This window comes from Cupriavidus sp. DB3 (assembly GCF_020418465.1).
Taxonomy (GTDB): Bacteria; Pseudomonadota; Gammaproteobacteria; order Burkholderiales; family Burkholderiaceae; genus Cupriavidus; species Cupriavidus cauae.
In genome coordinates this window covers 366699-392052 of record NZ_JAIZPL010000002.1, presented here as the reverse complement: position 1 = coordinate 392052, position 25354 = coordinate 366699, and the positions used below count along the sequence as shown (strand labels likewise).

Genomic DNA, 25354 nt, shown 5'->3' with positions numbered 1-25354 from the left:
CTGTAGGATGGCGGCTGCGGCGCGACAAACGAGCAATTCTTGCGTCGAACAAATTCGGTTCATCTCTGGGTTTCCTGCGCATTTTTTTGGAGCGCAATGCATGTTCGCTTCCTTGCCGATCGCCGCCCTGCGGGTATTCGAATCCGCCGCGCGGCATCTGAGCTTCAAGGCCGCGGCGGCCGAGCTGTCGGTGACGCCGGCCGCCGTCTCGCATCAGGTGCGCGGGCTCGAGTCCTGCCTTGGCGTGGCACTGTTCACGCGCCTGCCGCGCGGCGTGGCGCTGACGGTCGAAGGCGAGCGGCTGTTCCTTCGGATGCATGGCGCGCTGCTCGATGTGGCCCAAGCCATCGACGAGCTGCTTCCGCAGCCGGCGGCGGGGTCGCTGACGGTGACCACCACCATGTCGTTCGCCGCGCTGTGGCTGGTGCCGCGGCTGGGGCGCTTCTATCAGGCGCATCCCGATGTGCACGTGCGGATCGACAGCGATGGCGCGCCGGTCGACCTGCACCAGGACGCGCGCATCGATGTGGCGATCCGCTATGGCACCAGCGCCTGGCCCTCGCTGCTGAACGCATGCCGCCTCGGCGAAACGTTCGGCGTTTACGGATCGCCGGCGCGGATCGCAACTGCCGGCCAGGAGACGCCCGAACTGATCACGGTGCGATGGACCGATTCGACGCTGTACGACGATGGCTGGCAGGCGTGGTGCGATGCGGCCGGCGTGCGTTGGCTGCAGGAAGGCGCCACGATGCGCGCCTACGACGAGGAGAGCTATGCGCTGCAGGCCGCCGTCGCGGGACAGGGGCTGGTGCTCGCCAGCTCCATCATGGTGTCCGACAGCGTGCGCAATGGGCTGCTGCTGCCGTATCGGCCCGATATCACGGTAGCCGGCGCCGCCTATACCGCGCTGTGCGTGCCGGGGCGCGAGCGGCATCCGCCGGTGCGGGCGTTTCTGGCCTGGCTGGCGCGGGAATGGGCCTGAAGGCGTCGCCTTTCGCCCATGCGGCTCAATGCCACGTCAATGACGTGTTACACCGTGTAGGGCACCCGTTGCCGCGGCCCGCGCATGGTCTCCCCCATGGCGCGACGCAACATGGCGATTCCTGCCGCCGCCCGGCAATTCGCGTTGCCTAATATTCAGATCGTGGCGGTTCCGCCAGCGGCCATCGGGAGGAAAGCATGCCGACCGCAGTCCGACACCGTTTTCCCCTTGCTGCCCGCATCGCCAGCATCGCGCTCGGCATGGTTTGTTTCGCCGGCATGGCGCCGACGGCAACGTTGGCGGCATTGCAGGACCACTTCCTGTACTTCCCGAGCAAGGCACCGCTGGCCGCGCTGATTTCCGACGAATTGCGCCCCTGGCCCGGTGAAGACGACTTCATGGGCCTGCTCGCCGAGCCCAGCGGGCCGGCGCGTGCCACCGCGATCGTGTTCCATGGCAACGCGGGCCATGCCGGCCACCGCAAGGTCTATGCGGACGCGCTGGTGCAGCACGGCGTGCGGGTCATCCTGGCCGAATATCCGGGCTATGGGCCGCGCGATGGCGAGGTAGGCGAGGCCAGCTTCGTCGCCGATGCGCAGCGCACCATCGAACTGGCCCATGCGCGCTTCGGCGCGCCGCTGCTGCTGATCGGCGAATCGCTCGGCGCCGGCGTGGTGGCCGCAGCCGCCGCGCGGCAACGCGACCGGATCGCCGGCCTGATGCTGATCACCCCGTGGGATCGGCTGGCCCATATCGCCGCCCATCACTACGCATGGCTGCCGACCTCCTGGCTGTTGCGCGACCGCTATGACAGCGTCGCCAATCTGGTCGCATTCGATCGCCCGGTATTGGTAGTGGTGGCCGAACGCGATCGCATCGTGCCGGCACGCTTCGGCCGCGCACTGCACGACGCGCTCGGCATGCGGCGGCAATTGCGCGTGGTGCCGGGTGCCGACCACAACGACTGGTTCGACCGCGTCGATGCACAGTGGTGGGGGCAGGCGCTCGCCTTCCTGCTCGAATCAGGGCCCAACGCCGCCGCTCCGTGAGCCGGTTTACCAGCGATTCGCCAGCGATTCACCAACGGTCCGAGGGTAATTGCATTAATGTTGGAACTTACGGATTTGGACGCGCATTGGTTATCCTTGTGTCATTGCATTGAATGAACCAATCCGATGAAGCTCTCTCCCGCCATTCCAATTCTGCGTATCTTCTCGGTGGACAAGGCCAGGGAGTTCTATCTCGATTTCCTTGGATTTTCCGTCGACTGGGAGCATCGCTTCGAGGAAAGCCTGCCGCTGTACATGCAGATATCGCGCTCTGAATTGCTGCTGCATCTGAGCGAGCATCACGGCGATGGCACGCCCGGAACGGCAATATTCCTGCGGGTCGATGACATCGAAGCGCTGCATCGGGAATTGGCGGCGAAGCCGTACCGATATGCGCGCCCCGGCGTCGAAACGATGGACTGGGGCAAGGAAATGCAGGTGGCCGACCCGTTCGGTAATTCCCTGCGTTTCTGTCAGCTCATTGACGATTAATTATATTTCGAACACCTACCGTAGTAGGGGTAACGCGGCGCCACGCGAATTCCGTTGTGCGAAATCAATTACACTGGCGCAAAAAATAAGCTTTATTTCGGCAGGGGTCAGGAGCCAAAGCTTGGTGAAGAGTCGAATTGCGTCGGGCATGGCCCCGGCGCGCCAGTCGTATGCCATCGTCGTCGACGACCATCCGCTGGTGGCGCGCGGTATTGCGGGATATCTGACAACGCATTGCGACTACGCGGTGGCGCACTATGCCGCGAATGCGCAGGAGTGCTTTCAACGGATCGATAGCGACGGTCCGCCCAGCCTGCTGGTGGTCGATTTCTGGCTGCCCGGCGGCACCGCCCTGGCGCTGCTGCGCGAGGCTGCGGCAAAGCTGCCATCGTGCCGCCTGCTCGTGATGAGCGGCGATGAAGACGCGCGCGTACAGATCAAGGCCATGGAGGCGGGCGCGCACGGCTTTCTGCGCAAGAGCGAGCCGCCGGAGACGTTCGCCCAGGCGGTGGCCACGCTGCGCCAGGGCGGCACCTGGTTCCCGGCCGTGCCCGCGGCGGAACTGACACCGGCCCTGCGCCGCGAGCTGCCGCTGAGCCCGCGCGATCTCGGCCTGACCGATCGGCAGGGTCAGGTGCTTGCATTGATGCTGCGCGGCCTGCCCAACAAGCAGATTGCCAAGGAACTGGCGATTTCCGAGCAGACCACCAAGGAACACGTGACGGCCATTCTCGGCAAGCTGGGCGTCAGCAATCGCGTCGAGGCCATCACGCTGCTGCACGGACGCCGGCTCGAACCGTGAGCGGGTCGATCTCGCAACGGCTGGGCCTGCGTGCCGCCGCCGCCGAATCGAGCGTCAGCCCGCGTGCCCGCGCGCGCCTGGTCGACATGACGTTCGAGCGCCTCGTCTTCAGCGTCAACGCGATTCCCTTCGTCGGCCTGCCGTTCGTCGTCTGGCTTCATGTCACGGGCAGGGATGCCCGTTCGCTGCTGGTGTGGACGCTCGCCTACTGCCTCGCCGCCGGCTGGATGCGGCTGGAGCGCCGCCACTATCGGCGCGAGCGCGCGCAGTCCGACGACGCGGCGATGGCCGAGCGCTGGCTGCCGGTGGTTCGGCGCATCGCGCTGGTCCACGGCCTGTGCCTGTCGATGGCAACGGTCTTGACCGCGGGCCAGGTGACGTTCGACTTTGCGCTGCTGCTGCATATCAGCCTCGCGGCCATTCTTGCGGCCAACGCCACGCACCAGACGCCGATACTGGGCGCCTTCCAGCGGTTCTTCTTTGCGTGCTGGGGTGTGGTGACGGTCAACGTGCCATGGAGTTTCCCCCATCACTGGCAGGTGGTGCTGCCGTTGACGCTGCTGTACGCGGTGGCGATCTATCGGCACGCGTTGATCGCCAATCAATTCTTCCGCCAGCAGGTGCAGCTCGAGGACGACGGCATCCGGCTTGCGGAGAGCTATCGGCTCGCCAAGGAGGCGGCCGAGGATGCGCTGCGCGCCAAGAACCTGTTCCTGACCACCGCCAGCCACGACCTGCGCCAGCCCGTTCATGCGATGGGGTTCCTGATCGAAGCGATCGCACAGCGCAATCGCGATCCGGCGCTGAATCCGCCGCTGGAGGACCTGCGGCGCAGCGTCCGATCCGTTCATCTGATGTTCAACTCGCTGCTTGACCTGTCGAAGATCGAGCAGGGCATGGCGATGCCGCGCAGCGCACCGGTGGCGCTCGCACCCATCATGGAGGAAGTCGCCGCGCTGTTCCGCGAGGAAGCGCATAGCCGCCATCTCGATCTGCGCGTGCGGGTGCCGAAGCAGGCCGCCGCGGTGCTGGCGGATGCTTCGCTGCTGCGCCAGTCGCTGGTCAACCTGGTCCACAACGCGCTGCGGTACACGCAGCGTGGCGGCGTGCTGCTGTCGGCGCGGCGCCGCGAAGCGGACTGGCTGCTGGAAGTCTGGGATACCGGCATCGGCGTGGCCAACGAGGACAAGAGCCGGATCTATTCACCGTACTATCGCAACGAATACGCCTGGCGCATCGATAGCGCCGGTCATGGCCTCGGTCTCGCCGTGGTTGCCCGCTGCGCGACCATGATGGGTGCCGCCTACGGGCTGGACTCCGTCGAACGTCGCGGCTCGCGATTCTGGCTGCGCTTTCCGGCCGCTGACCCCGGGCAGGCCCATGTGCACGCGATGGCGGCCGAGTCCCAGGCCCGCCCGACGAGCGCGCTGCCGCCGCTGAGCGGTTGCTGTCTGATCGTCGAGGACGATCCGGTCGTCGTCAGGGCGTGGGGGAGCCTGATGCAGGCATGGCATGTCGATGCACACTGCGCGGCCTCGGCGACGGAAGCGATCGCGCTGCTCCATGCCGGCCTGCGTCCGCAGGTGATCCTATGCGACCAGCGCCTGCGATCCGGCGAGAGCGGCTTCGAGGTGCTGAAGGAGCTGCTGGAGCGCTGTCCCGGCGCCAGCGGCGCGATGGTCAGCGGCGAATTCGATTCGCCCGCCCTGCTGCAGGCCGAACGCGAGGGCTATGTGGTGCTGCGCAAGCCGGTGGAGCCTGCGCAGTTGCATGCATTGCTGTACCAGTGGCTTCGGCCGGAAGAGACGCTGCACCGCGCGTCGTGATCCGTGGGCGATGATCCGGTGCCAGCATCGCCATCCCACCTCCTTGTAGAGGACCGACTATGCCAATCCAGATCCGTGACGAAGTCCCCGCCGATATTCCGGTGATCGAGTCGGTCGTCGCCGAAGCCTTCCGCAGCGCGACGCATGCCAGCGGTACCGAACCGCTGATCGTCAATGCATTGCGCGCGCGAGGGCAGCTGTCGATTTCACTGGTGGCCACGGACGCCGACCAGCTCGGCGGCCGCATCGTCGGTCATGTGGCGGTGTCCCCGGTCGCGATTTCCGATGGCAGCGAAGGCTGGTATGGCCTTGGTCCGATCGCTGTACTGCCCGCCTGGCAGTCGAAAGGTGCTGGTACGCTGCTGATGAACGCAGCACTGGACGCGCTGCGCCGGCGCGGCGCGCGAGGCTGCGTGGTGCTTGGAGAGCCCGCCTATTACAGCCGCTTCGGCTTCGTTTGCCGTGCGGACCTCGTATTGCCCGATGTCCCGCCGGAATATTTCCAGGCGGTGCGCTTCGAAGGCGAGTGGCCGGCGGGGACGGTGGAGTATGACGAGGCGTTCTGGGTGACGGGGTAGAGTGTGGGCGCGCCGGCGACGACACGAGCGAGACATGAAAGGAGGTTGCCTCTGCGGCGAGACCGCGAGGACCGGCCGCCTGCCAAGGTGCCGGCTCGGACATCGTCCGTTCACCTGCGTACAATGCCGGCCTCGACTACCGAGATGATCCCGTGAAGAAAACCGACCTCGAAAAGAACAAAGGCCTGAAGATCGCCAACAGCATGAAACAGGCCGGCGCCAAGCGCGGCGGCCCGGCTCCGAAGACCGAGCGCCGCGGCGCGGCAGCGGCCAAGACGGGCCTGCTTGGCAAATTGCTGGGGAAGGCGGTGCCGCCGGAGAAGTCCGGCGATTGATCGTGCTTGCTCGGCTTCGAAAGCGACCGTAGCGTTCTGGCTCGCGGCCTGTCGCTGCCCTGAGGTGTTTCCCCCTTCGGCGGTATGGCGAGATTCGAGCCCGCCTCCGACAATCGTACGTCTTCGTGTTGGCATCGCGCCACGTCAGGACGATAACGATTAGAACGGGAGGGTCGCATGCGTGTATTCAGCGCTGTTTCGGAGCTTCACATCGGTGGACGCGATGTTGGGGCGACGATCCTGCAGTGGGGGGCAGGAGCCATTTTCTTTTTGTTCACGGGGGCGGCGAGTGCCCATGGGGGCGGACTGAACGCCGAGGGTTGTCACACGAACCGGAAAACTGGCGAGTACCACTGCCACAGAGGAAGCGGACATACCGGCGTCCGCGCGGTGCCGGCACCTGGCGCCAGGACCCACCCATCGGCCAATGCCTTCATGGCCCGCCAAGGTTCGTCCACCGGCCCTACCTGCTATCGCGGGCCGCGCGGCGGCACCTATACGATTACCGCTAGCGGTCGCAAGAACTACGGCGGGTGCTAGCGCGCCTCGCGGCCCCGAAGTTCGCCAATCGCCTTATCGCGCCCCAAACACCAGCGACTGATGCGCGGCCACGCCCGCCATCACGCCATCGGCACTGGCGAACGTCGCGCTCTGCATGCCGCGGGCGATATCGCCCGCGGCGTAGACGCCCGGTACCGTGGTGTTCTTCTGCGCATCGGTACGGATGATCGAACCGAACGGCATGTCTTCCATTTCGCAGCCCAGCTGCTGTGCCATGTCGCTGTTCTGGCGGCTGCGAACGGCGAGATAGAGCGCGTCGACCGCGGTGGTTCGGCCATCGGCAAACTCGATTGCCGATAGCGCCGTGCCCTCGCCGTGCAGCGCCTTGATCGGCGCCGCTTCGATCGCGACACCACGCTTTTCCAGCTCCGCGAGTGCGGTTTCGTCGGCGGCCGGCTCCCCATTCAAATAGAGCGTGGTCGGTCCCCATTCGGCGATCAGCATGGCCTGATGGACCGACATCGGCGACATGCTTAGCACGCCCAGGCGTTGGTCGCTGAATTCGAAGCCATGGCAGTACGGGCAATGAATCACCGACTTGCCCCAGCGTTCCTTCAGTCCCGGCAGGTCGGGCAGTTCGTCGGAGATGCCGTACGCGAGCACCAGCCTGGCGCCTTCCACCGCCTCGCCGTTCTCGAGGCGCACCGAGAAGGCCCCCAGTTCTCCTGACGCGCGGATGGCTCGACCTTCGATAAACGTGGTCGTGGGATACGCCGCCACCTGCTGTCGCGCGGTCGCGAGCATGGCGGCGGGATTGCTGCCGTCCTGGGCCAGGAAGCCGTGCGAATGCGTGGCAAAGCGATTGCGCGGGGCGCCCGCATCGATGATGCAGACCGAGCGCCTTGCCCGCGCGATATAGGTGGCTGCCGACAGGCCGGCGAAACTGCCGCCGATGACGATGGCGTCATACCGCATGGACGTGCTCCAGATCGTGGCGGCCGCCGCGGGCGACCATCCGTTTGTGGAAATCGGCGCTCAGCATCGCCAGCGTGACCTCGCCCAGCCGCGCCAGCAACAGCGCTTCCGCGTCGTTGAAGGCCTGGTCGAGCGCGGCATTGACGGCTTGCTCGACCAGGCAACCGGGTGATTCGGTCCGGTTGCCGATCGCCAGAAGCGACGGACAGCCAAGCGCGGTATAGACGTCGCGCAGCGTGACCCTGGACAGGTCGCAGGCGAGCGTCCAGCCGCCGCCATGGCCCTTTTCCGAGCGCACATAGCCCTGCTCGCGCAGGCCGGCCATCACGCGGCGGATGACCACGGGATTGGTTTCCATCGCCTTGGCGAGAACCTCGGAAGTGACCGGGCCATCGTGCTCGGCCATGTGCAACAGGACGTGGAGCACGCCTGACAGTCTGCTATCGCGTTTCATGGAACTTATGGTGTTACATGAAACGCCGAATGTCAAGATAAAGGAGAGCAGGTCGATTGCGACGCCCTGACCGCGGGAAGCCGGGGCCGATGATTGGGTGGCTTGCATGGGTTCTCTCCGTGAATGCGGGAGAGCGCAGCGTAATGCGGACGCGGCTGCGGCGTCTTGAACGATTGTGCGAGCCGAATCAGCGGCCGTTGGCCGACTGGACCATGCGCAGCCATCTGGCCGGCGGAATGCCGTAAGCCTTGGTGAAGTGCCGCGTCATGTGGCTCTGGTCCGCAAAGCCGGCTGCCACGGCGCTGCGCCGATACTGGAAGCACTGCACGCCGGCCGGCGTACGGCCGATGGCATAGGTATCGTGCCGGTGCATTGCATAGGCGTTGCCGATGAAGAAGGCCTCGATGCGCTCGATGCCCTGCGCCGGTTCGGCGCGATGCACCCAATCGGGGCTCTTGGCACGACGTTTCGTCATGGCCGGCAGGGGCCGGCATGGGGCCCTCTTGTGGGAAGGGACGCTGTCATTGTCTGCTGAATGTATAGCCTTGCGCCTGCGTCCGCAATCGGCTGTAATCCCGTGGCGCCTTTTTTGCACCGGCGTCGCCCGACAATGACCGAATAACGAGACAAGCGAACCAGCCGTGTTGAAAACCCGAATTGGCATTCTTGCCCTGGCGATTTCCGCCCACGCCATTCCCGCCTTTTCCCAATCCGCAGTCAATCGCGACGAGTTCTATTGGCTCGGCGAAATCAACAAGGCCACCACCGTGATCAATACGGATGAAGGGCTATTGGACAAGCAACTCGCTCCGCGTATCGCGTCGGGCCTCGTCAAGGTGCTGGAAGACGGCAATCGGCCGGGCGGCAAGCGTCCCTCCACGGTGATCACGTTCGAGCCGCTGTTGATCCAGGCGGCCGGCGTCGAGGTGACCCTGCTGCATGCGGGGCGGTCCAGCCAGGACATGCACGCGACCTACCGCGCCGCGATCCTGCGGGACAATCTGCTGAGCCTGGCCGACCAGCTGAACAAGACCAGCCGATCGCTGGTAGCGCTGGCCGAGAAGCACGCCAATACCATCGTGCCCAATTACACCAACGGCGTGGCGGCGCAGCCGAACAGCCTGGGCCATTATCTGCTCGGCCATGCGGCGGGACTGGAGCGCGACGCACAGCGGATTCGCGAGGCCTATGCGCGCATCGATCGTTCGCCGATGGGAACGACCGTATTGAACGGCACCAGCTGGCCGCTCAATCGCGCGCGCATGGCCGACTATCTGGGCTTCTCGGCGATCGTCGACAACGCCTACGATGCCGCGCAGATTTCCTCGACCGAACAGCCGGTCGAGGTCGGCGCCATCGTCACCAGCATTGCGCTGCATGCGGGCAACTTCATCGAAGACGTGATGACGCAGTATGCGCAATCGCGTCCGTGGATGCTGTTGCAGGAGGGCGGCAGCAATACCTATGTCTCCAGCGCGATGCCGCAGAAGCGCAATCCCGGCCTGCTGAACACGACGCGCCGGCACGCCTCGACCGCGGTCACGCTGGCGATGGGGCCGGTGATTCAGGCGCACAACATCACGCCGGGAATGGGTGACGCCAAGGAGGTCAAGCCCAACAGCGAAATGGTGCAGAGCGCAATCCGCGTGCTGCAGGGCTGGGACAAGATCCTGAACGCGCTGGTGATCAGCCCCGAGCGTGCGCTGGAGGAGCTGAACAGCGACTGGACTGCCTCGCAGGAACTGGCCGATGTGCTGATGCGCAAATACAAGCTGCCATTCCGCGTGGGCCATCACTTCGCATCGGAGATCGTCGACTATGCGAAGGCCAACAATATCCGGCCCAGCGAATTCCCGTATGCGCAGGCGCAGCGCATCTATGCGGAAGCGGTCAAGGGCCAGGGGCCGGCGCAATTGCCGATGAGCGAAGCGGAATTCCGCGCCACGCTCGATCCCGTGGCGATCGTTCGCCATCGTGCCACCGTAGGTGGTCCGCAGCCTGCGGAGATGGAGCGGATGCTGAAGGCGGCAAAACAGACGCTGGCGCAGCAGGATGCCTGGATCAAGGAAAAGCGCGGCCGGATCGATGCATCGCTGGCCCGGCTGGATCGGGATTTCAGCAAGCTGGCCAAGTCGGCGAATTAGGAAGACAACCAGGCCAATAACAAGGCCACCAACGAGGGCCACCAACGCGGGCTACCACCGTGGGCTACCAACGAGGCGACCAACTAGCTTTCTGCGCGATGCCGATCGGGTGAGATCCGTTCCATCAGCCGTTGCGCATCGAATGGCGCCTTGACCTTCTGATCGTTATCGAAATAGCAGTAGCCACCGGCTGGAAACCCGCATGGTGGCGGGGGGTGTTCAAAACCTGTTCAAAATCCATTCAAAATCGACTACGCCGAAATGCGGACTCGGATGGGCTCAAGTCCGCGCGTATTGGCGTAGATCGCGGCAGTTGCATCGCTCATGTGCCCGAGCAACGCCTTCGTGTCCACGCCGCCCTGTTCCATGTAGACGCGCTTGCAGAGACTGCGGATCTCGTGAAAGGTCGGGGCGTTGTCGCCGCGAATGCCGGCAAGTTCTCGCGCTTCGTTGAAGGCCGATGTAATGCTCGACAGACGCACCGACCCACCACGTCTAGCCGGCCCCCAGCTTTTGACGTGATGCACCAAGTAGCGGCTGATGACGCCCGTCGCCTTGCATCGCGCAATGACATCCCCAACGCTCATGCCAATGGCGTCCATTCGCAGCGCGAGGGGGATTGCAATGCGAGCGTCCGTCTTAGGCCGGTGCGCGATGATGACATCGCCTTGAATCGTGGAACGCTGCCAATTCGCGATAGTTGATCGATCCTGGCCCGTCACGAGCGCTAGCAGCATGGCGTTCTCCAGCCAAGGCGAGACCGCTGGCGCCTTCTCCAGTATCGCTTTGAAGTCGGGCAGCGTCAGGCGACGGCGCTGGACCTTCACCCGTACCTTCTCGGTGATTTCAGCGGGATTGGTTGGCATCCATCCCAGCGACACGCCCTTGCGGCAAGCGACCGTGATTCGCGAACGAACCGACTGGGACATGCGCACCGCGCCGCGTTCCTTGATCGCCTCGAGCATGTCGGCGACATGCTTTGTGGTGAGCGCCGAGCATTCGATATGGCCGATTGCATCCTTGATCGCACGATCCAACGAGCGGATGTTCGCGAGGCTTGTCTTTTTGTAGTGGTCGAGCGGCAACCGGTCGAGCAACTCGGCGACGGTGTGGCTACCGCCCGCGACGCGTTCTGACAGCGAGCGCTGCAGTTGTCCGGAGGTGGCAATGACATTCGCCTCATTTGCCTCGTGGATAGCCTGCGCCAAGGGAACCCGGCCGATGATGTGCGTCTTTCCATCACGCGGATCGCGCCAGGTGAAGTAGCCCGGGCGCGGCTCGTGGAGGTTCGGCGGGAAGTGGGCGCGCTTGCGAATTCGGGGGCGGGCTGCCATGGCTCAATGGGGAATGCGTTGTGCGAGGGAGGGCCGGGCGATGCCGTCCTGAAAGACGGCATTCTGCTCGACATAATAGGCGCGGCCGACCTTCACCGGCGGTGGGTAGATCTTGCCTTCCTTAATCCAGAGCCGCGCGGTGCGGATGGCGGGCGGCGGATCAAATTGGCTCTTGAGCCATTCATCGAGGCGCTTCTTCATGTGCCTTCTCCAGATTCCAATGCTTGCGGGTCAATTCGATGATGCGTGCTGCCGCTTCGGTCATTCTTCTTGGTCTTCCGCGCACCAATCGCAGTCCCATGCGGGCGATACCCCATGCCGGCACGGCTTGCTTTCGTCGTGATACTCGGCCTCCGGCTCTTCAAATTCGTCAGGGTCCGTGTCTCGGATTCGGTTTTTGGTAGTCATCTGTCGACCTCCATCACGCATTGCACCCAGGCAATCATGCGCCCGCCAGCTCGTCGTCATGATCCAGCAGCCGATGCCGGAACCGCGGCAGCTTGATGCGAACCGGTCGCGTCGCGATTCCCCAGGCCTCCAGCAGCTCGTCGAAGCGCAGGCGCGGCCGGCTGCATCCCTCGCGTGCATAGACGTCGCGCTCGAGTTCGGCGCGCAGGGCCTCGACGTTGGCTGCCGAGTACTCGCAGCAGTGTTTTCCGCGTCCCTCGAATCGCTCGACCCGGCGCACCATGTTGCCGAGTAGTCGCAGGTTTCGCGTGACCCTGTTGGCGCTGCTGCCGATCTCGCGGGCGAATTGCGCCGCGACGATGTGCTGGCCATCGAGCAGTGCGGTGATGACGCGCTCACGAATGGTCGGTTCACTCATGCCGCCTCCCTCTCATCCATCTCAATCCGAATCTGCGTCGTCCGGATCAGGTCGTTCGCGTACTGCAGCGTCATTTCCATCGACTCGGCCCGGAGAACTCTCACCGCGGCCCGAGCGGCCTTGATATCCGACATCTCCAGCGGCATCGCATAGCGCAGCTTGCGTGCGAGCACTCGCAGCGGCTCCAGCGGCATCGGCCGGTTCTGACGCAGCGCGTGGGTATGGAATGCGTCGATGATTCCTTCCAGCGCCGGAGCAGTCTCGTAGTAGTGGCCGTCGTTCATGTCGCGGAAGATCGGCGTACCGTCGCGGGTCGTCGTCACCTCGCCGTCGCGTTCCAGGCCGTCGAGGATCGCCTCCAGCGGGTCGAACACAGCGGCTACCCTCCACGGCTCCGATCGGATCTTGACGCCGCCAAGGTTCCATCTCGGGCGGTACGGCTTGCGTGGCTTCTGGCTTCGGCTCACAGCAACACTCCATCTTGCTCAACGACCACGTTGGCCAGAGCGCTCTCCAGCAGGTAGCCATATGCCTTCAACTGCCGCGCAAGCTCCCATCGCTCAGCAGGGCTGTGGGTCAGCCACATGCAGCAGTCCACGGCGCTTTCGTATGTCTCGTATTGCGTGCTGCAAGACGGGCAACGGGCGCGCGCGATGCTTGCCAAGTCATCATTTCCTTCGTCCTCGGCGCAGCAGTCCGCCGCATCATCTTCACAGTCGTGCATCTCCTGGCATACCGGGCATCGCCACATGACGACTTCTTCAGGCGCCGGCTTACGCTCGTCCTTCAGCTCCTCGACTGGAGCCGCGTTCATTGGGCGGGGAAGGCGAATGGCTAGCATCTCACTCTCCAACGGAAGAAAAGACGGCGCGCCCGCAGGGGACGAAGCGCGCCGCGAATCGGTCAGGCGCCCGTGATCTCGTCGCGGCGCGCGTGGTAGATGTCGAGCAGCGGCGCGGCCACGTCTTGCGGCAGGTCGCGCAGCTCGTCGGCCATCAGGCCCAGCGTCTCGACGTCCTTGCAGGCGCGCAGCTTCTCTGCGAAGCCGTTGGCGTCGAAGTCGATCGGCACGCCGCCAGGCTGGTTGTCGATCTGGGCAGGGGGCTCATCGTCGCCCTCGGCATAGTCGGAGGCCGGCGTGATGTAGTCCCCTTCGAGCACGTTGTCCAGCGCCTGGCTTTCGCCACGCGCATGCAGGCCGTCGAGCGCCGACGCGTTGGCGAGCTCGATGCTGACAGGCAGGTACTTGAACAGCCGGCGCAGGACCGTCTTTCGCCCCATTTCCTCGTAGTGCTGGCCCCACACCGTCTTTTCCTTGTCGCGCGCGAACTTGTAGTTCTGGCTGGCGTCACGGATCTCGTTCACCTGCTCGGCACTCATGACCTCGAACGCGTGGCCGCCGCCGACCAGCTTTGCCACCGCATAGAACGCGACTACCCGGCCGCGGCCCGACATGGCCGGCTTGTGCTCGAGCTTCTCGTCCAGGCCGTAGGCGTACTCGAAGTGGTCGCCTTCGCGCACCGCGTGTGCCGCGATGCTGACGACTTGGCCAGAGCGCCGCGCGAGGTCGATCAGGCCCTTGTAGCCGATCACGATCTGCGTCTCGACCTTGTCGGTCACCCACCTGCCGTTCTGTTGCTTCTTCTTCTCGAACGGAATCAGATACGCGTGGCCCAGCGGTGTGTTCGGCTCCAGGCCCAACTGCGAACATTGCACGACGGCGCCCATCAGGGACTCGACAGTGCATTCCATCAGCTTCGGGGTGGTGCGCAGGGCGCCGAGCGCGATCTTGAGCATGCGGTCAGGGCTGACGTGCTTGGGTAGCACCGCTGCGAGCGTCGATTTCTGCGACTCGAAGAAGGCCTTCACGCTGCCGATGCCGGCCTGCGCGGCCACCATCTTGGAGGTCTTCTTCAGTTCTGCGAGGTTGGTTTGTGCCACGGTCATTCCTCGTTGCGGTTGGTGGTTGCCCAGGCGGGCAGGCTGATGATTTCGATCTGGTCGCTGTAGCCGGGCCACTGGTTGATGCGCAGGCAGTCGGCGTAGCAGGCGAGGTCCAGGCGGTAAGCGTTGCGGCCAGCTTCTTTGGCGGGGTCGTCAAGCATCAGCGCGCAGGCTGCGAACGGGTATTCCGTCTCGACCGCCACGAAGATGAACCCCAGCACCGGGCGGCCGCTCGCCGCGGCAAAGCCGTCGGTGTAGAAGGCGTCCTGGACGTGGTACCGCTTGCGCGCGATCTGGCGCCGGAATTCGGCCGGGCTCGCGTCGGAGTAGGTCTTGAGGTCCAGCAGGATCACGCCGGCGTCGCCGCAGTCGTGCACCCAGTCAGGCCGGCAGCGGCACTGCACGCCGGTGTCCGGGTCCACCCACAGGGCGGTGACCTCGGCCGCGCCGACGGCCAGCGCGTCGCAGACCTCCGGCAGCCGGCGCACCGACTCAGCCTGCCGCAGCGCCGTTTCGTACTGCTCTTCCTTGATGATCACGGCGCCCGGCCGGAGCGCGGCCATCTCGGCCACGTAGTCCTTCCACTTGTTCGTGTTCCGGTTCCAGTCCGGGCCCACGATGTAGCGTTCGGCGAAGCTCTCCGGCTCGAGCACCATGCAGTGCGCGAGCTGGCCCTCGAGCTGGCCGGCCTTCTCGCGTGGCGCCGGCCGCGCCGGGTCGATGTGCCGCGCGTAGGCGATCGCCGGCGACTGCGCCACGCTGTCGAGCACCGACTTCGACGCGCCGGGCAGCCGGTGGTATTCGTCGATCGGCACGCCGTGATGCACGCCGGTCCAGGCCGCAAACGTTGGCAGCGGGGCGTTCATTGCAGTCGAGCTCCGGTCAGGGGGTGATACGTGCCGCGGCGCGGCGCATGCTGCAACGACAGCACCCAGCGGTCGCCCAGCGCAGCCTTTGCCTTCTCGCGCAGCCCATCGACGCGCGCCTGGCGCTTTTCTTCCTCGGTCAGCGGCGACACGTAATGCCGCAGGTCGAATCCTTTGGTCGGGGTCATCTCACACTCCCATTGCTTGTCTGATCGTCGCGGCCAGCACTGCCACGAGGAATGCCCACACGCAGTACTTGAGCCGCTTACAGTTGCGCGCGATGCGCTCGTCCCGCATGCGCTCGTTGAATTCCTTGATGTCGATCACGACTTGCCCTCCCTGGCGGCGAGCATGGCGTCTGCCAACCCATAAGCGGCCGAAGCAATGCGATCAGCGTCAGCATCGGAATAGCTGTTGATGTTTCCAGCCATCGCCTGCATCGCCTTCGCGGCGAAGTAGTCGCGCAGGGTCATGCCTTGGAAATCGACTGTGCTGCCCGGGGGAAGCAAGACACCCAGGGCCACCATGTTTCCATTGGTGCAGTTCTCGATATGGACCGGGAACGCCGGTCCGCCATCGTTGATCTTTGCCATCCTTATCTCCTCAGTGCCCGCAGGGCAGATTTCCGTTCTCGTCCGGCTCCGCGCCGCAGCTGATGCAAACGCGCTTGAGCAGCGCTGCCAGCAGCCGCGCTAGGCCGGCTTCGGTCCATTGGTGCGTCATTGCACTGCCTCCAGCCGCCGCTCTTCGCGCATACGCTCGGCGTGCTCTTCCATCTGGTACTCGTCCTCGGCGCGCTTCTCGCGGGCCTGCTGCGCCAGGTATTCCCAGCACAGTTCCTCGATGGCGTCCTTGTCGTAGCTGCCGACGGGCAGCTTCGCGGTGCGGTCGTTGCAGTGCTGCATGCCGACGAAGGTCACGTAGACGTCGACGATGTCGATGCTCACGTCGTCGTTGCCGATGACGCCGTAGGTATCGAAGTGCACGGTCAGCTCGTAGTTGGAGCGGATCACCGCGCCGTCCTCGATTTCTCGCTCGACGGTGAAGGTGTATTCGGCGCTCATGCCAGCACCACCCACAGCAGCACGGCGAGCGCCGCGACCAGCGTCGGCACCACGTACACCAGCAGGGCCATGCAAAGGGCGTAGCGGCTCATTGCTGCTGCTCCTTGGCGCGGGCCAGCGCATTCAACGCAGTTTGGAACTGGCTGAGATGCTGGACATCCCAGCCGTAGATCGAGCACGTCGAGCGCCAGATGTCACACATGCCCTCCAACGCCTCCACCAGCTCGCGCATCAGGCACTCGTGCGCTGCCTGCCTCGCCGCTGCCTGTTCGTTCGTCATTGCTGGCTCCCGGTCAATGCAGCGATTGCGCGATCGCCGTCTACATAGAAGTCGTCGGCTTCATGCTCGACGCCGTTGTCATCACGGAAAGCAGTGAAGTCGGCGATATGCATGACCTGGAGCAGACCGCATGCATCGATGCGCAATAGCCCGGTCTGCACGTCGAAGTCGTAGATTGGCCACCAAGAGCTGTCCAGTGTGCGGCCCACGAAAGGCTGCGGAAGGCTATTGATGTAGGCCATGTCGAGCATGTCGTTCGTCACGGCTGCTCTCCGACGGCTTTCGCGAGGGCGGCGCGCGCCTTTTTGAAAGCGGACGAGCACAGCTCAATACGCTCGCGCCATGCCTTCCCACCGTCATCGTCGTAAGGATTCGCGTTCTTCTCGGCGTCATCCCACGCGATCATGGTTAAGCATGCCTCGTACAGCTCCGGCGCGGCGGCGATCAGCTTGGCGTTGGCTTCCACGGGGTAGCCAACTTCGCTCCCGCCGTGCCATCCCTTGTTCGCCGTTGCAATGGGCTTATCGCCTGCAACGCCGCCACCGTTCTGATAGAGGTCCGATGGCGGCCGACGCCATACATTCCCATCGCTGTCGGCGAACCACGGCCCCGGCGTATGCGCGCTCTTGTCCTGTTGATCCATGTCTGTCTCCAAGCCCGCTTGGCGGGGGGTTGGGTTAGTCGTCTTGTCGATCGATTTCCCGGTCCCAATGCACCGGGTGGAATTGCTCGCGCAACGCCCTCATGTGGGTGCCGATAGAGGATGCAAGCGAGGTGTCGCCATCCTCGACTGCGCTGATTTGCTCGTCGCGCAAATCGAGGTACGTCGCCACGGCGTTCTGCAAGTGCTCGCGGGCAGCCACAGCGGCACAGGCGCGCCCCAGGTCTTGCACGCGGTGTAGAGCCACGGTCGTTTTCATCCTCATCCCCTCGGTTCGTTGTGGGATCAGGCGGTGACCCGCTCGGCCGTCAGCTGCGCGTAATCCGAGCGCGCATGGCGCCGCTGTTCGGCCGCTTCCTCCATCACCGCCTCTACGTTGTCCGCGACGATCTTTTCGAACTTGGAGGCGATGTAGGTGCCGACAGCGGTGTCAACGCGGCGCAGATGCTCGGCCAGACCCTCGCCGGGCTCGGCGCGCATGCCGTGCAGGCGGAAGATTTCGCCGAGGACCTCCAGGGCGTCGTCGCCTCCCAGGTACTCGCCGACTGCGCCGGCGCGCAGGTTCGCTTCGATTTCTTCAGCGGCTTGGTAGCGGTCCATCGCCTCACTCCCCCACGACGAACGACAGGAACTCGTCGTCGTCCATGTCCGTGCAGTCGATCCAGTCCGCGAAGAACGCAACGCGCTCCGCAGGATGAATCCAGCGGAAGTGCGTCCGGTCCGGGCTCGCGCAGTAGAGAAAGCCCTCGCTACGCAGCGAGTACGACTCGACGTGCGCAACCAGGCCATGCGGCGCGGTTGGCTTAGCGGCTTGGTGGGTGGTCTGCATCTGCGGCTCCATCGGTGTGTGCGTCGATGGATGCAGTATAGAAAAGCTGTACCCAGCAGTCAAGAAAAAATGTACTGTGGTGTTGCTTCTCTATCCTTGGGGATCTTTACGGCGAGGATTCGGCCCGGACGACCTCCGTGGCGACCCGTGAGGCGACCTGGTTAAGCGCCTGCATGGTCAGGGCGAAGGATTGGGCGTATCGACCGCTGATGGAATAGCTATGTGTGCCGTCAGGCTGCCACTGGATAAGAATCGTCCCGTCCGGCGGCTTCGGCTGGTGCTGGCCGCGCTCAACCGATCCCCGATAGCGCGCCAGCTCAATAACATTTGACATGAACCCCTCTCATGCTGCCGGTGCTTGTGCCGGCTCTTTGAGGGATCAAAGTAAGGGATTTGTGCACTTAAGCACATACAAAAGGCCCTGCCGATGTGCATGCGCGACAGGGTAGGGCGAGGTCCGGAAGAACCGATGGGGAGGTCTAGGCGCACGGAACGCGCGAGGCGTATCCGGCGCGTCTGGTAGGCAGAGAGACTTGCCGGGGTAGGGCAAGCGATAGGCGTAAAAAAGCCCGCCGGAGGGCGGGCTTCAAATTTTGAGGTTAGTTCCTGGCGAAGCTGAGAACGGCATCGTCGTCTTCAATCGAAACGACCCTGGTATGCGGCGCCGTGCTCAGCTCCTTCATTACCTCATCGTGCGCCCTCGCTAGTGTCGGGTCCATACCGGTTGGGGCGTTGACGGCCAACAGCACGCCGCTCGGGAGCCCGCCGACCATACCGAGCCGTTTCAGTTTGCCCAGCCACTCCCATCCGTGATCATAGATTGCGGCAGGATCGTCGTGCGCTAAGTGGAGCGGCTTGATGGCCTTTAGCGGCTTACCGTCCCACGACAGAGCCACGAAGGGGAACGTCGCGTGATAGGTCTCGTTGCCAACCTTTCGCGGTTTGAATCTGCTTACCAGATCAGCCGATTTGAGAGTGTTTCGGACGTGTTTTTCCAGCAGCTTCTCTTGGTAGGCCTTGGTCGCGAAATTTCGCCCCACGACTTCATCAAACACTCGCGAAAGTTCGGCAAGGGGATCCTCGGCCAGAACCGCTCTTACCTCGCTGAACCTGACCATCGATTCCCGCGGACGAACGAGCTCGCTGAATATCTGCTTTGTTACAGAAGGCGTGCTCCATCCGCGAGCAGAAACTTTCTCGAAGGCCGCTTTAATCCGATCGAGCTCCTCCTTCAGTAGGTCACGGGTAGAACGGTACACGTGAGAATCCAACTCTTCGAAGAACGCGGTGATCCGCCGGAAAGTGCGAAGCAGCTTGTAGTCGAAGAACCCAGTCTTCGGACACGCCATGACAACGCCGATGTTGGCGAACTCGCCCGTTTCTGCAAACGGGAGGAAGCGCACGATCGCGTACTGACATGCGTACTTCACTTTGCCTTCTCCCAGAAACCGTCAGATGCTTTGCAGGCGCGCAGAAGCTCCTCGATGCGCGCTTTGTCAAATGGGGTTGCTACCCCTTCGTCGACCCACCACCACTCTTCAGGGCAGCTGTCGCACAAGGAAGGGAACGCGTTTAAGGCCGACTCTAGGCGCTCCTCATACGAGGCGCGCTTCACTAGGTCATCGACAACATCATTCCAGCAATGAGCAAAAATGTGCGTTCTTAAGAACTGTGTGAGATCAAACGCTTCATCGAAGGCTTGATTGTGATCGATGATGACCATCTCAGACTTAGGGGTCCAAAGAACGTTCGGATTCCCACCAATCTGGGTCAGGTTACGGTCCGCATTGCGTACCCATCTGTCAAATACGAGTATATCCGATCGCACATCGCGAGGTATGGAGTCGATGTTTGTCCACGCTATCTCAAGCGCGTGCGGCAGGGCTTCGGATGCGAATACAAGGCCGGACCCTAGTTCCTGCCACGCCGGGGGGAGGCATTCAACGAGCCCATCGGAAACGTAAGCCGGTCGGAATGGGGCAATGGGAAGGCCAAGCTCCTTAGCCAACCCCCCGGCGATCCATTCGCAAACCTGGCTACGCCTCCCAGCATGCTTGCCCTTCACGTAGTAGAACTTCCCGTCATCGCCGCGGCAATAGAAGGGGCACGTGATGCCCTGTGCTGCCCTATGCAGCACCTCAACAATTTCAACGTCCATTCCAAGATCTTCGTGCGGAGCTTACGGCCGCTTACATGCCACCAGCATCGACCGGCTGATGGTCGAGCCGCCGCTGAAGCTGGCGAAGGTCTGGCTCGCAGACCCAGAGGCGAAGGTTCCTCGGTCGCTATTCCCGGAGAGGATGTCGTAGCCTTTGTCGCCGCACAGGTCGCCGGCCTTCTCCAGGCAATGGCCCCAAGTGCGAGCCAGGCCTGAGCAGTTCAGTGAATAGGCCTTGCGCCCATCGGGTGCATAGGTTTCCGAGGCGGTAGCGCAGCCGCCGAGGAGGGCGGCTATCCCGAGCGCTGCGATGGTGCGCATAACTTCTCCCGTTCGTTGTTCTTCGTTCTTCCCGGCTTGGGTCAGCCGGTCTCTTCCTGTTCGCACCCTACAGTGCGCCTTTCAGTATAAATTCAAGGTGTTGCTCAATATCCTGGAAGACTTCAGATGACTCGTCCATCAGCATCGCCCTTTCCGCAGGATGATGTCCTTCGCCTAGCGGAAGATCTCTTAGGTTGCGGATCCCCCTCCGAAGAAGGGCGCGAGCAAGCGATTGAATGGCTTCTGGCTCATCGTCGACGCCTTTCTCAACGCATTTCTGTTTGGCAAGGGCAGTTATCAGAACAAGCACGAGATGCTCGAGGACAAACACCTGCTGCTTGAGCCTTTGGTGCTCAAGGTCGTGCTCTGTGAAGGTCGGCATTCCGATCTCGTTCCCTGATTCTTCTTTCGTGGCTCAGCCGGTTTTTTTGACTTCCTTTGCCGTACTCTCGGGCTCGCCTGCGGTCCCGCTTGTCGAAAACGGAGATGCAGTCACCGGCTTGCCTTCTGAAGCCAGGTCGATGGCCGCGGCAAGGATTTTGTCCAGCTGAGCAATTTGCTTCTGCGAAAGCTGATCAAGCTTCGCCCGAGGAAAGCTGAAGGGCCATGACTGCTCGGCCGCGGCTGGCCCAGCATCCTCGATAGGAAGCGCGGCACCCGTAACCGCTCGAATCTTCAGCATCTGCGACCAGCTCGGATCGTGCCTGCTGTTCTCCCAGGCCGAGACGTTCGACTTTGTCACCCCGAGCGCGTCCGCGAGCTGCTGTTGCGTTAGCTGAGCTCGGGCGCGGGCCTCGATGATCCACCGGTTAAGTTCCATCGGCGAATCGTAAAGAAAACCTGTACCGAAGAGGTCGATATTATCTTGACTAGAAGGTACAGCTTTTCTATACTTCGTCGTACGTAGAGAACGAGTGGATTCCATGAACGAGCATCCGATTGACATGGCGGCGCGCATCGTCGGCTCACAGGTCGCCCTGGCTGGGCACCTGTCCGTCACGAAAGCAGCCGTGAATCAGTGGAAGCAGCCTGGCCGCAAGGTCCCGGCCGAGCACTGTCCAGCGATCGAACGCCTTACCGGCGGCCTCGTTCGCTGTGAGGCTTTGCGCCCTGATGTTGACTGGGCCTACCTACGCGATAGGGCGCCAGCAGAAGCCGAGCAGCCTGCTGCTGCTTGAGGGGCGTCTATGTCTTCTTCCCCGGCTTCGCGTGCTTCGCGCTCGTCCCGTTCTCTTCCATTTCCTCGGCAATGCGCTGCAGCTGATCCAGAAGGACGCCAACCGTCTCCAGCGCGTCAAGGATGGCTCCGCGGTGATCGTGACGGAAGGGATTGCCTTTGCCGCTCGCGAGCCATCGCGGCGATACGCCAAGGGCTCGAGCCAGCTCGAACGTATGCCGGCTGCCTTTCGCATTGCGATCCGGTGCGCAGAGGTACTGGATCGACTGGTAGTGGACCCCAATGCGCCGCGCAAGCCCGCGCATTGACGTTGGCGGATCAGTCTGTTGCATCGCCCAGCGAAGGCGGTCCCCGTATGTACGCATGGCAAAAATTTTGTCATGGCCTCTATGCAGAAGTGTTTGCCGGTTTGCGGCAGAAGGCTCTGCCGCCCCTGAGGTTTGAGTTTTGAACAGGAGTACCTAATGTCCCGTCGCGCCGAATTCCGGAACGAAGTCAAAACTCGTCTGAATGACGAGGACTACGAGGCTTTGCAGGCTTTCAAACTGATGCAGGGCTTCGAGTCCGATTCCGCTGCGCTCCAGCGCGCCGTCAGGCTCGCGTTGCGTGGCGTTGTTGGAACTTTGCCCGTACGCATCTCGGGCGTCAGTGCCGAAGTGTCCCAGGCTGGGACGAGAGAGGCCGCATGACGATCGAGAAAACCGAGGTCACAGCGCTGATTCCGACCGATGACGCGCGGGATCTGGTGCTCCGCGCCGCAAAAATGGGTGTCTCGTCGCCGGAATACCTCGGATACCTGATCCTGTTTGCCGCTTATGGCATCGAACACACCGAAGCTGCCGAGTTTTTGGCTCGGGCCGGTTCGGGACAAGTTGGGACGCAGGGGTAAGGCGATGAAGCCGAACGAGCCGATCCACTTCGATGCAGCGCAGAAGAGCTTTGCCGATGCCCATCGCTTCGCAAGGAAGATGGCTGCTGCTGGCACCACCAAGCGCCGCGTCCATTCCTGGGCCGAGGCAATGAAGGCCGCATTGAAGGCGCCACGGGGGCAGTAATGGCTCGAATCCGAACCATCAAGCCGGAGTTTCCGCAGTCGGAGAGCATGGGCAACGTGTCTCGTGACGCGCGGCTCTGCTTCGTCCAGATGTGGACTCTCGCGGACGATGAAGGGAGGCTTCGCGGAAATTCGCGAATGCTCGCGAGCCTTCTTTTCCCCTATGACGACGACGCGAAAGACCTGATCGACGACTGGCTCAGTGAGTTGGAAGGCGAAGGCTGCATTGTCCGTTATGTCGTCGACGGAGCCAGCTACATCGAAATCCGTAACTGGTTGATTCATCAGAAGATTGACAGGCCGAGCAAGTCGAAATTGCCGGCTTTCGACGGTTCCTCGCGAATCCTCGCGAATCCTCGCGAACGTTCGTCGGAGGATCAAGGATCAAAGGACCAAGGAAAGGAAGAACTACCCCCCAACCCCCCATCGCCTGACGGCGACGAGGGGGCTGAGCTCGATCTGCAAGCAAAACCCAAGCGGGAACGTAAGCCGCGTGTCGCACTGAAGACCTTCCTCGAAGCCTGCAAGGCAAACGGGGTCAAGCCAGTGACGAGCTACACGCCGCTCATGGAGTACGTGGAAGGAATCAAGCTGCCGCACGAGTTTCTGGAGTTGGCGTGGGACGTCTTCTGCCGCGAACACCTGCCCGGTGGTGCGAACGCACACCGCCTGCAAGCGGACTGGCAGCGGCATTTCTGCAACTACGTGACCAAGGGCTACTACCGCCTGTGGGTCTGCAAGGCAGACGGCTCGTTCGAGCTGACGACGCTTGGCCAGCAGTCCCGAAAGTTCCTGGAGGCAGCATGAGCGCCCGCGACGAATTCGCTGTGCCGCACAGCATCGAGTCGGAGCAGGCTGTCCTCGGTGGGCTGATGCTCGACAACGACGCGATCGACCGCGTTGGTGACCTGCAGGTGGAGCACTTCTACCGCGGCGACCATCGGGCGATCTACGCGCAAATCCGCGAGATCCTGTCCACGGGCACGGGGGCCGACACACTGACGGTCTACGAGCGTCTGGCAGCGAAGGGCCAAGCCGAGGAATGCGGTGGTCTGGCGTACCTCAACGAGTTGACGCTGGCCACGCCGAGCGCCGCGAATATCGGCCGCTACGCAGCCGTGGTGCGTGACCGCGCCGTCAAGCGTGCTCTGCTGGCGCTGGCCAACGAGGTGCCCGCGATGGTCATCGGTGACGCCGAAGCCCGCATCGTGGTCGATCGCGTGCAGGCCAAGCTCGAGCAACTGTCCCGCGAGCGCGTCAAGACCGAGCCCATCCGGGCGTCCGAGGGCATGGCGGACTTTTGCGACCTGCTGACGGCGCAACTGGAGGGCAAGGTTCAGCCGCTGTCGACCGGGTTCCGCGATCTGGACGAGAAGCTCGGCGGGGGATTCCGAGCCGGCGAGCTGGTCATCGTCGCTGGTCGTCCGGCCATGGGCAAGACGGCCTTTGCGCTGAACATCGCCGCGAACGTCGCGCGCAATGACGGCGCCCTCGTGCTGTCGATGGAAATGCCGCTGGCCCAACTGCACCAGCGCAATACGTCGATGCTCGGTCGTATCCCGATGGCTCGCCTGCGTCAGCCGGACCTCATGACAAACGAGGACTGGAACAACGTCACGGCTGCTGCCGCGCGGATTGCTGACCTGAGCCTGTTTCTCGACGAGCAGCCAGCTCTCACGCTGCTTGAAGTCCGGGCCAAGGCTCGCGCGGTCAAGCGCAAGCACGGCTTGGCGCTGCTGGTGGTCGATTACCTCGGCCTGATGACTGGCGGTCCCAGCGAGAACCGGAACCAGGAGGTCGGCAGCTATTCCCGCGGCCTCAAGGCGCTGGCCAAGGAGTTGGACATCACGGTCTTGGCGCTAGCCCAACTGAACCGCGACCTGGAGCGCCGTGCCGACAAGCGTCCGACGATGGCCGACCTGCGCGACTCGGGCGAGATCGAACAGGACGCCGACATCATCTGCTTCCTGTATCGGGATGAGGTGTACGACCCGGACTCGATGGCGAAGGGCATCTGCGAAGTGCTGGTGGAGAAGCAGCGCCAGGGCGAGAAGGGAATGGTGCCGCTGGCCTACCGCGGCGAGTTTGTGCTGTTCAGCGATCTGGCGCACGGCTTTCGCATGCCCGAGCCCAAGCGGCAGGGACGCAAGTTCAGGGACGACATGTGATGACCATGGACGAAATGCTGGAAATCGCTTGCTGCTGCGACCCGAAGCCCGCAGAAGTGGGTGCGGATGCCGCCACGACGCGCGTGCGCGCGCGCGTTTGCACCTTCACGGTCCCCGGCGCACCGGTGGCAAAGGGCAGGGCGCGGTTCGCGAAGCAGGGCGGTTTCGTGCGCGCCTACACCCCGGCCAAGACCGCGGCGTACGAGGGACTTGTCGCTCTGGCCGCGGCTGAAGCCATGGCCGGTGCTGACCCGATGCAAGGGCCGATGCGCCTGGGCGTGACGATCCTGCTGCCGATCCCGGCGAGCTGGTCCAAGCGCAAGCAGGCGCTGGCCGTGGAAGGGCTCGTGGCCGCGACGAAGAAGCCGGACGCAGACAACGTGCTCAAGGCGATCAAGGACGGCATGAACGGCGTGGTGTACGTCGACGACTCGCAGGCAGTGGAAATCAACGTGGTGAAGCGGTACGCGGCGACGCCGAAGGTGGTGGTCGTAGCGCAAGAACTCGAACTCGAAAAGGCGTAAGGAGAACTGA

The 25354-nt window shown here is 63.4% G+C and carries 42 protein-coding genes and 1 pseudogene; 16 read left to right on the top strand and 27 right to left on the bottom strand.

Translation table 11 applies throughout. From position 1 onward, the window contains the following. Nucleotides 1-100 precede the first annotated feature (100 nt). From K7G19_RS07555 to K7G19_RS25060, 8 genes are all read left to right on the top strand, one after another. Nucleotides 101-982, top strand: a complete 882-nt coding sequence (locus K7G19_RS07555) for a LysR substrate-binding domain-containing protein (RefSeq protein WP_226106681.1) — start codon at nt 101-103, stop codon at nt 980-982. Nucleotides 983-1242: 260 nt separating this feature from the next. Continuing rightward, a complete protein-coding gene (locus K7G19_RS07550) occupies nt 1243-2031 on the top strand; it encodes an alpha/beta hydrolase (RefSeq protein ID WP_226107052.1) in 789 nt (262 codons plus the stop codon). A 126-nt stretch (nt 2032-2157) separates the two neighbouring features. Beyond that, nucleotides 2158-2523, top strand: coding sequence for a glyoxalase superfamily protein (locus tag K7G19_RS07545; protein ID WP_149316359.1), 366 nt, complete (start codon nt 2158-2160; stop codon nt 2521-2523). A gap of 124 nt (nt 2524-2647) precedes the next feature. Continuing rightward, the gene (locus K7G19_RS07540) at nt 2648-3325 is read left to right on the top strand and encodes a response regulator transcription factor (protein WP_223819544.1); all 678 of its coding nucleotides are present in this window, start codon (nt 2648-2650) and stop codon (nt 3323-3325) included. Continuing rightward, nucleotides 3322-5151, top strand: coding sequence for a hybrid sensor histidine kinase/response regulator (locus K7G19_RS07535; RefSeq protein ID WP_226106679.1), 1830 nt, complete (start codon nt 3322-3324; stop codon nt 5149-5151). Before K7G19_RS07540 ends, K7G19_RS07535 begins: the two co-directional genes overlap by 4 nt. Nucleotides 5152-5210: 59 nt before the next feature. Next, complete coding sequence (locus K7G19_RS07530) at nt 5211-5729, top strand: GNAT family N-acetyltransferase (protein ID WP_226106678.1); 519 nt, start codon at nt 5211-5213, stop codon at nt 5727-5729. Between the two features lie 152 nt (nt 5730-5881). Further along, nucleotides 5882-6064: a hypothetical protein gene (locus tag K7G19_RS07525; protein WP_226106677.1), complete on the top strand. Its 183-nt coding sequence runs from the start codon at nt 5882-5884 to the stop codon at nt 6062-6064. A 177-nt stretch (nt 6065-6241) separates the two neighbouring features. Beyond that, the gene (locus tag K7G19_RS25060) at nt 6242-6604 is read left to right on the top strand and encodes a YHYH domain-containing protein (RefSeq protein WP_226106676.1); all 363 of its coding nucleotides are present in this window, start codon (nt 6242-6244) and stop codon (nt 6602-6604) included. A gap of 33 nt (nt 6605-6637) precedes the next feature. Here the strand turns inward: K7G19_RS25060 and K7G19_RS07515 are convergent, their stop codons facing one another. From K7G19_RS07515 to K7G19_RS07505, 3 genes and pseudogenes are all read right to left on the bottom strand, one after another. Beyond that, the gene (locus K7G19_RS07515) at nt 6638-7540 is read right to left on the bottom strand and encodes an NAD(P)/FAD-dependent oxidoreductase (RefSeq protein ID WP_226106675.1); all 903 of its coding nucleotides are present in this window, start codon (nt 7538-7540) and stop codon (nt 6638-6640) included. Then, complete coding sequence (locus K7G19_RS07510) at nt 7530-7994, bottom strand: Rrf2 family transcriptional regulator (protein ID WP_149316532.1); 465 nt, start codon at nt 7992-7994, stop codon at nt 7530-7532. The genes K7G19_RS07515 and K7G19_RS07510 overlap by 11 nt, the downstream gene beginning before the upstream one ends. Before the next feature lie 301 nt (nt 7995-8295). Further along, nucleotides 8296-8469, bottom strand: a pseudogene (locus K7G19_RS07505) (AraC family transcriptional regulator); the annotation flags it as partial. Nucleotides 8470-8635: 166 nt separating this feature from the next. Between K7G19_RS07505 and K7G19_RS07500 the strand changes: the two are divergent. Next, the gene (locus K7G19_RS07500; RefSeq protein WP_226106674.1) at nt 8636-10138 is read left to right on the top strand and encodes an argininosuccinate lyase; all 1503 of its coding nucleotides are present in this window, start codon (nt 8636-8638) and stop codon (nt 10136-10138) included. A gap of 251 nt (nt 10139-10389) precedes the next feature. Here the strand turns inward: K7G19_RS07500 and K7G19_RS07495 are convergent, their stop codons facing one another. The 23 genes from K7G19_RS07495 to K7G19_RS07385 all read right to left on the bottom strand — a co-directional run bounded on the left by K7G19_RS07495 (nt 10390) and on the right by K7G19_RS07385 (nt 21346). Beyond that, the gene (locus tag K7G19_RS07495) at nt 10390-11472 is read right to left on the bottom strand and encodes a phage integrase Arm DNA-binding domain-containing protein (RefSeq protein WP_226106673.1); all 1083 of its coding nucleotides are present in this window, start codon (nt 11470-11472) and stop codon (nt 10390-10392) included. Nucleotides 11473-11475: 3 nt separating this feature from the next. Then, nucleotides 11476-11673, bottom strand: coding sequence for an excisionase (locus K7G19_RS07490; RefSeq protein WP_226106672.1), 198 nt, complete (start codon nt 11671-11673; stop codon nt 11476-11478). A gap of 241 nt (nt 11674-11914) precedes the next feature. Then, complete coding sequence (locus tag K7G19_RS07485; protein WP_174108201.1) at nt 11915-12298, bottom strand: hypothetical protein; 384 nt, start codon at nt 12296-12298, stop codon at nt 11915-11917. Beyond that, the gene (locus tag K7G19_RS07480) at nt 12295-12672 is read right to left on the bottom strand and encodes a hypothetical protein (protein WP_226106671.1); all 378 of its coding nucleotides are present in this window, start codon (nt 12670-12672) and stop codon (nt 12295-12297) included. Before K7G19_RS07480 ends, K7G19_RS07485 begins: the two co-directional genes overlap by 4 nt. 89 nt (nt 12673-12761) lie before the next feature. Further along, on the bottom strand, nt 12762-13139 hold the full coding sequence (locus K7G19_RS07475; RefSeq protein WP_226106669.1) for a hypothetical protein: 378 nt from the start codon (nt 13137-13139) through the stop codon (nt 12762-12764). Nucleotides 13140-13201: 62 nt separating this feature from the next. Next, nucleotides 13202-14245, bottom strand: coding sequence for a recombination protein RecT (recT, locus tag K7G19_RS07470; RefSeq protein WP_226106666.1), 1044 nt, complete (start codon nt 14243-14245; stop codon nt 13202-13204). Further along, nucleotides 14242-15057: a PD-(D/E)XK nuclease-like domain-containing protein gene (locus K7G19_RS07465; RefSeq protein ID WP_370639507.1), complete on the bottom strand. Its 816-nt coding sequence runs from the start codon at nt 15055-15057 to the stop codon at nt 14242-14244. Before K7G19_RS07465 ends, recT begins: the two co-directional genes overlap by 4 nt. Before the next feature lie 47 nt (nt 15058-15104). Next, a complete protein-coding gene (locus K7G19_RS07460; RefSeq protein ID WP_226106662.1) occupies nt 15105-15296 on the bottom strand; it encodes a hypothetical protein in 192 nt (63 codons plus the stop codon). A 1-nt stretch (nt 15297) separates the two neighbouring features. Continuing rightward, nucleotides 15298-15435: a hypothetical protein gene (locus tag K7G19_RS07455; RefSeq protein WP_226106660.1), complete on the bottom strand. Its 138-nt coding sequence runs from the start codon at nt 15433-15435 to the stop codon at nt 15298-15300. Continuing rightward, nucleotides 15432-15701 carry a hypothetical protein gene (locus tag K7G19_RS07450; RefSeq protein WP_226106658.1) on the bottom strand — a complete coding sequence of 90 codons (270 nt, stop codon included), beginning with the start codon at nt 15699-15701 and terminating at the stop codon, nt 15432-15434. Before K7G19_RS07450 ends, K7G19_RS07455 begins: the two co-directional genes overlap by 4 nt. A gap of 126 nt (nt 15702-15827) precedes the next feature. Beyond that, the gene (locus K7G19_RS07445; RefSeq protein WP_226106656.1) at nt 15828-16172 is read right to left on the bottom strand and encodes a hypothetical protein; all 345 of its coding nucleotides are present in this window, start codon (nt 16170-16172) and stop codon (nt 15828-15830) included. A gap of 88 nt (nt 16173-16260) precedes the next feature. Continuing rightward, nucleotides 16261-16452, bottom strand: coding sequence for a hypothetical protein (locus K7G19_RS07440; RefSeq protein WP_226106654.1), 192 nt, complete (start codon nt 16450-16452; stop codon nt 16261-16263). Continuing rightward, complete coding sequence (locus K7G19_RS07435; RefSeq protein ID WP_226106652.1) at nt 16449-16715, bottom strand: hypothetical protein; 267 nt, start codon at nt 16713-16715, stop codon at nt 16449-16451. Before K7G19_RS07435 ends, K7G19_RS07440 begins: the two co-directional genes overlap by 4 nt. Continuing rightward, nucleotides 16712-17095: a hypothetical protein gene (locus K7G19_RS07430; RefSeq protein ID WP_226106650.1), complete on the bottom strand. Its 384-nt coding sequence runs from the start codon at nt 17093-17095 to the stop codon at nt 16712-16714. Before K7G19_RS07430 ends, K7G19_RS07435 begins: the two co-directional genes overlap by 4 nt. 34 nt (nt 17096-17129) lie before the next feature. Next, the gene (locus tag K7G19_RS07425) at nt 17130-17372 is read right to left on the bottom strand and encodes a hypothetical protein (protein ID WP_226106648.1); all 243 of its coding nucleotides are present in this window, start codon (nt 17370-17372) and stop codon (nt 17130-17132) included. Nucleotides 17373-17398: 26 nt separating this feature from the next. Continuing rightward, nucleotides 17399-17713 (bottom strand): hypothetical protein, encoded by a 315-nt coding sequence (locus tag K7G19_RS07420; RefSeq protein ID WP_226106646.1) that lies wholly within the window; start codon nt 17711-17713, stop codon nt 17399-17401. Between the two features lie 4 nt (nt 17714-17717). Beyond that, nucleotides 17718-17942 carry a hypothetical protein gene (locus K7G19_RS07415; RefSeq protein WP_226106645.1) on the bottom strand — a complete coding sequence of 75 codons (225 nt, stop codon included), beginning with the start codon at nt 17940-17942 and terminating at the stop codon, nt 17718-17720. A 106-nt stretch (nt 17943-18048) separates the two neighbouring features. Then, on the bottom strand, nt 18049-18276 hold the full coding sequence (locus K7G19_RS07410; protein WP_226106644.1) for a hypothetical protein: 228 nt from the start codon (nt 18274-18276) through the stop codon (nt 18049-18051). A 265-nt stretch (nt 18277-18541) separates the two neighbouring features. Further along, complete coding sequence (locus K7G19_RS07405; RefSeq protein ID WP_226106643.1) at nt 18542-19372, bottom strand: DUF3037 domain-containing protein; 831 nt, start codon at nt 19370-19372, stop codon at nt 18542-18544. After that, nucleotides 19369-20100, bottom strand: a complete 732-nt coding sequence (locus tag K7G19_RS07400; protein ID WP_226106642.1) for a HipA family kinase — start codon at nt 20098-20100, stop codon at nt 19369-19371. Before K7G19_RS07400 ends, K7G19_RS07405 begins: the two co-directional genes overlap by 4 nt. 21 nt (nt 20101-20121) lie before the next feature. Further along, complete coding sequence (locus K7G19_RS07395; protein ID WP_226106641.1) at nt 20122-20421, bottom strand: hypothetical protein; 300 nt, start codon at nt 20419-20421, stop codon at nt 20122-20124. A gap of 67 nt (nt 20422-20488) precedes the next feature. After that, nucleotides 20489-20803: a hypothetical protein gene (locus tag K7G19_RS07390; RefSeq protein WP_226106640.1), complete on the bottom strand. Its 315-nt coding sequence runs from the start codon at nt 20801-20803 to the stop codon at nt 20489-20491. 33 nt (nt 20804-20836) lie between these two features. Further along, the gene (locus K7G19_RS07385; protein WP_226106638.1) at nt 20837-21346 is read right to left on the bottom strand and encodes a helix-turn-helix transcriptional regulator; all 510 of its coding nucleotides are present in this window, start codon (nt 21344-21346) and stop codon (nt 20837-20839) included. Between K7G19_RS07385 and K7G19_RS07380 the strand changes: the two genes are divergently transcribed. Continuing rightward, on the top strand, nt 21345-21599 hold the full coding sequence (locus K7G19_RS07380) for a helix-turn-helix domain-containing protein (RefSeq protein WP_226106636.1): 255 nt from the start codon (nt 21345-21347) through the stop codon (nt 21597-21599). The two genes, K7G19_RS07385 and K7G19_RS07380, sit on opposite strands and share 2 nt — an antisense overlap. Nucleotides 21600-21606: 7 nt before the next feature. On the opposite strand, the gene K7G19_RS07375 is transcribed toward K7G19_RS07380, so the two are convergent. Further along, on the bottom strand, nt 21607-21930 hold the full coding sequence (locus K7G19_RS07375; RefSeq protein ID WP_226106634.1) for a hypothetical protein: 324 nt from the start codon (nt 21928-21930) through the stop codon (nt 21607-21609). A 132-nt stretch (nt 21931-22062) separates the two neighbouring features. Between K7G19_RS07375 and K7G19_RS07370 the strand changes: the two genes are divergently transcribed. The 6 genes from K7G19_RS07370 (at nt 22063) to K7G19_RS07345 (ending at nt 25344) form a co-directional block, all read left to right on the top strand. Then, the gene (locus tag K7G19_RS07370) at nt 22063-22287 is read left to right on the top strand and encodes a hypothetical protein (RefSeq protein ID WP_226106632.1); all 225 of its coding nucleotides are present in this window, start codon (nt 22063-22065) and stop codon (nt 22285-22287) included. Then, nucleotides 22284-22487 (top strand): hypothetical protein, encoded by a 204-nt coding sequence (locus K7G19_RS07365; protein ID WP_226106631.1) that lies wholly within the window; start codon nt 22284-22286, stop codon nt 22485-22487. The genes K7G19_RS07370 and K7G19_RS07365 overlap by 4 nt, the downstream gene beginning before the upstream one ends. A gap of 4 nt (nt 22488-22491) precedes the next feature. After that, nucleotides 22492-22653, top strand: a complete 162-nt coding sequence (locus K7G19_RS07360) for a hypothetical protein (RefSeq protein WP_226106630.1) — start codon at nt 22492-22494, stop codon at nt 22651-22653. A 137-nt stretch (nt 22654-22790) separates the two neighbouring features. Next, the gene (locus K7G19_RS07355; protein WP_226106629.1) at nt 22791-23459 is read left to right on the top strand and encodes a hypothetical protein; all 669 of its coding nucleotides are present in this window, start codon (nt 22791-22793) and stop codon (nt 23457-23459) included. Further along, entirely contained in the window at nt 23456-24820 is a 1365-nt protein-coding gene (dnaB, locus tag K7G19_RS07350) for a replicative DNA helicase (protein WP_226106628.1), read from the top strand. The genes K7G19_RS07355 and dnaB overlap by 4 nt, the downstream gene beginning before the upstream one ends. Continuing rightward, nucleotides 24820-25344, top strand: coding sequence for a RusA family crossover junction endodeoxyribonuclease (locus tag K7G19_RS07345; protein ID WP_226106627.1), 525 nt, complete (start codon nt 24820-24822; stop codon nt 25342-25344). Before dnaB ends, K7G19_RS07345 begins: the two co-directional genes overlap by 1 nt. The last annotated feature ends 10 nt before the right edge of the window (nt 25345-25354 follow it).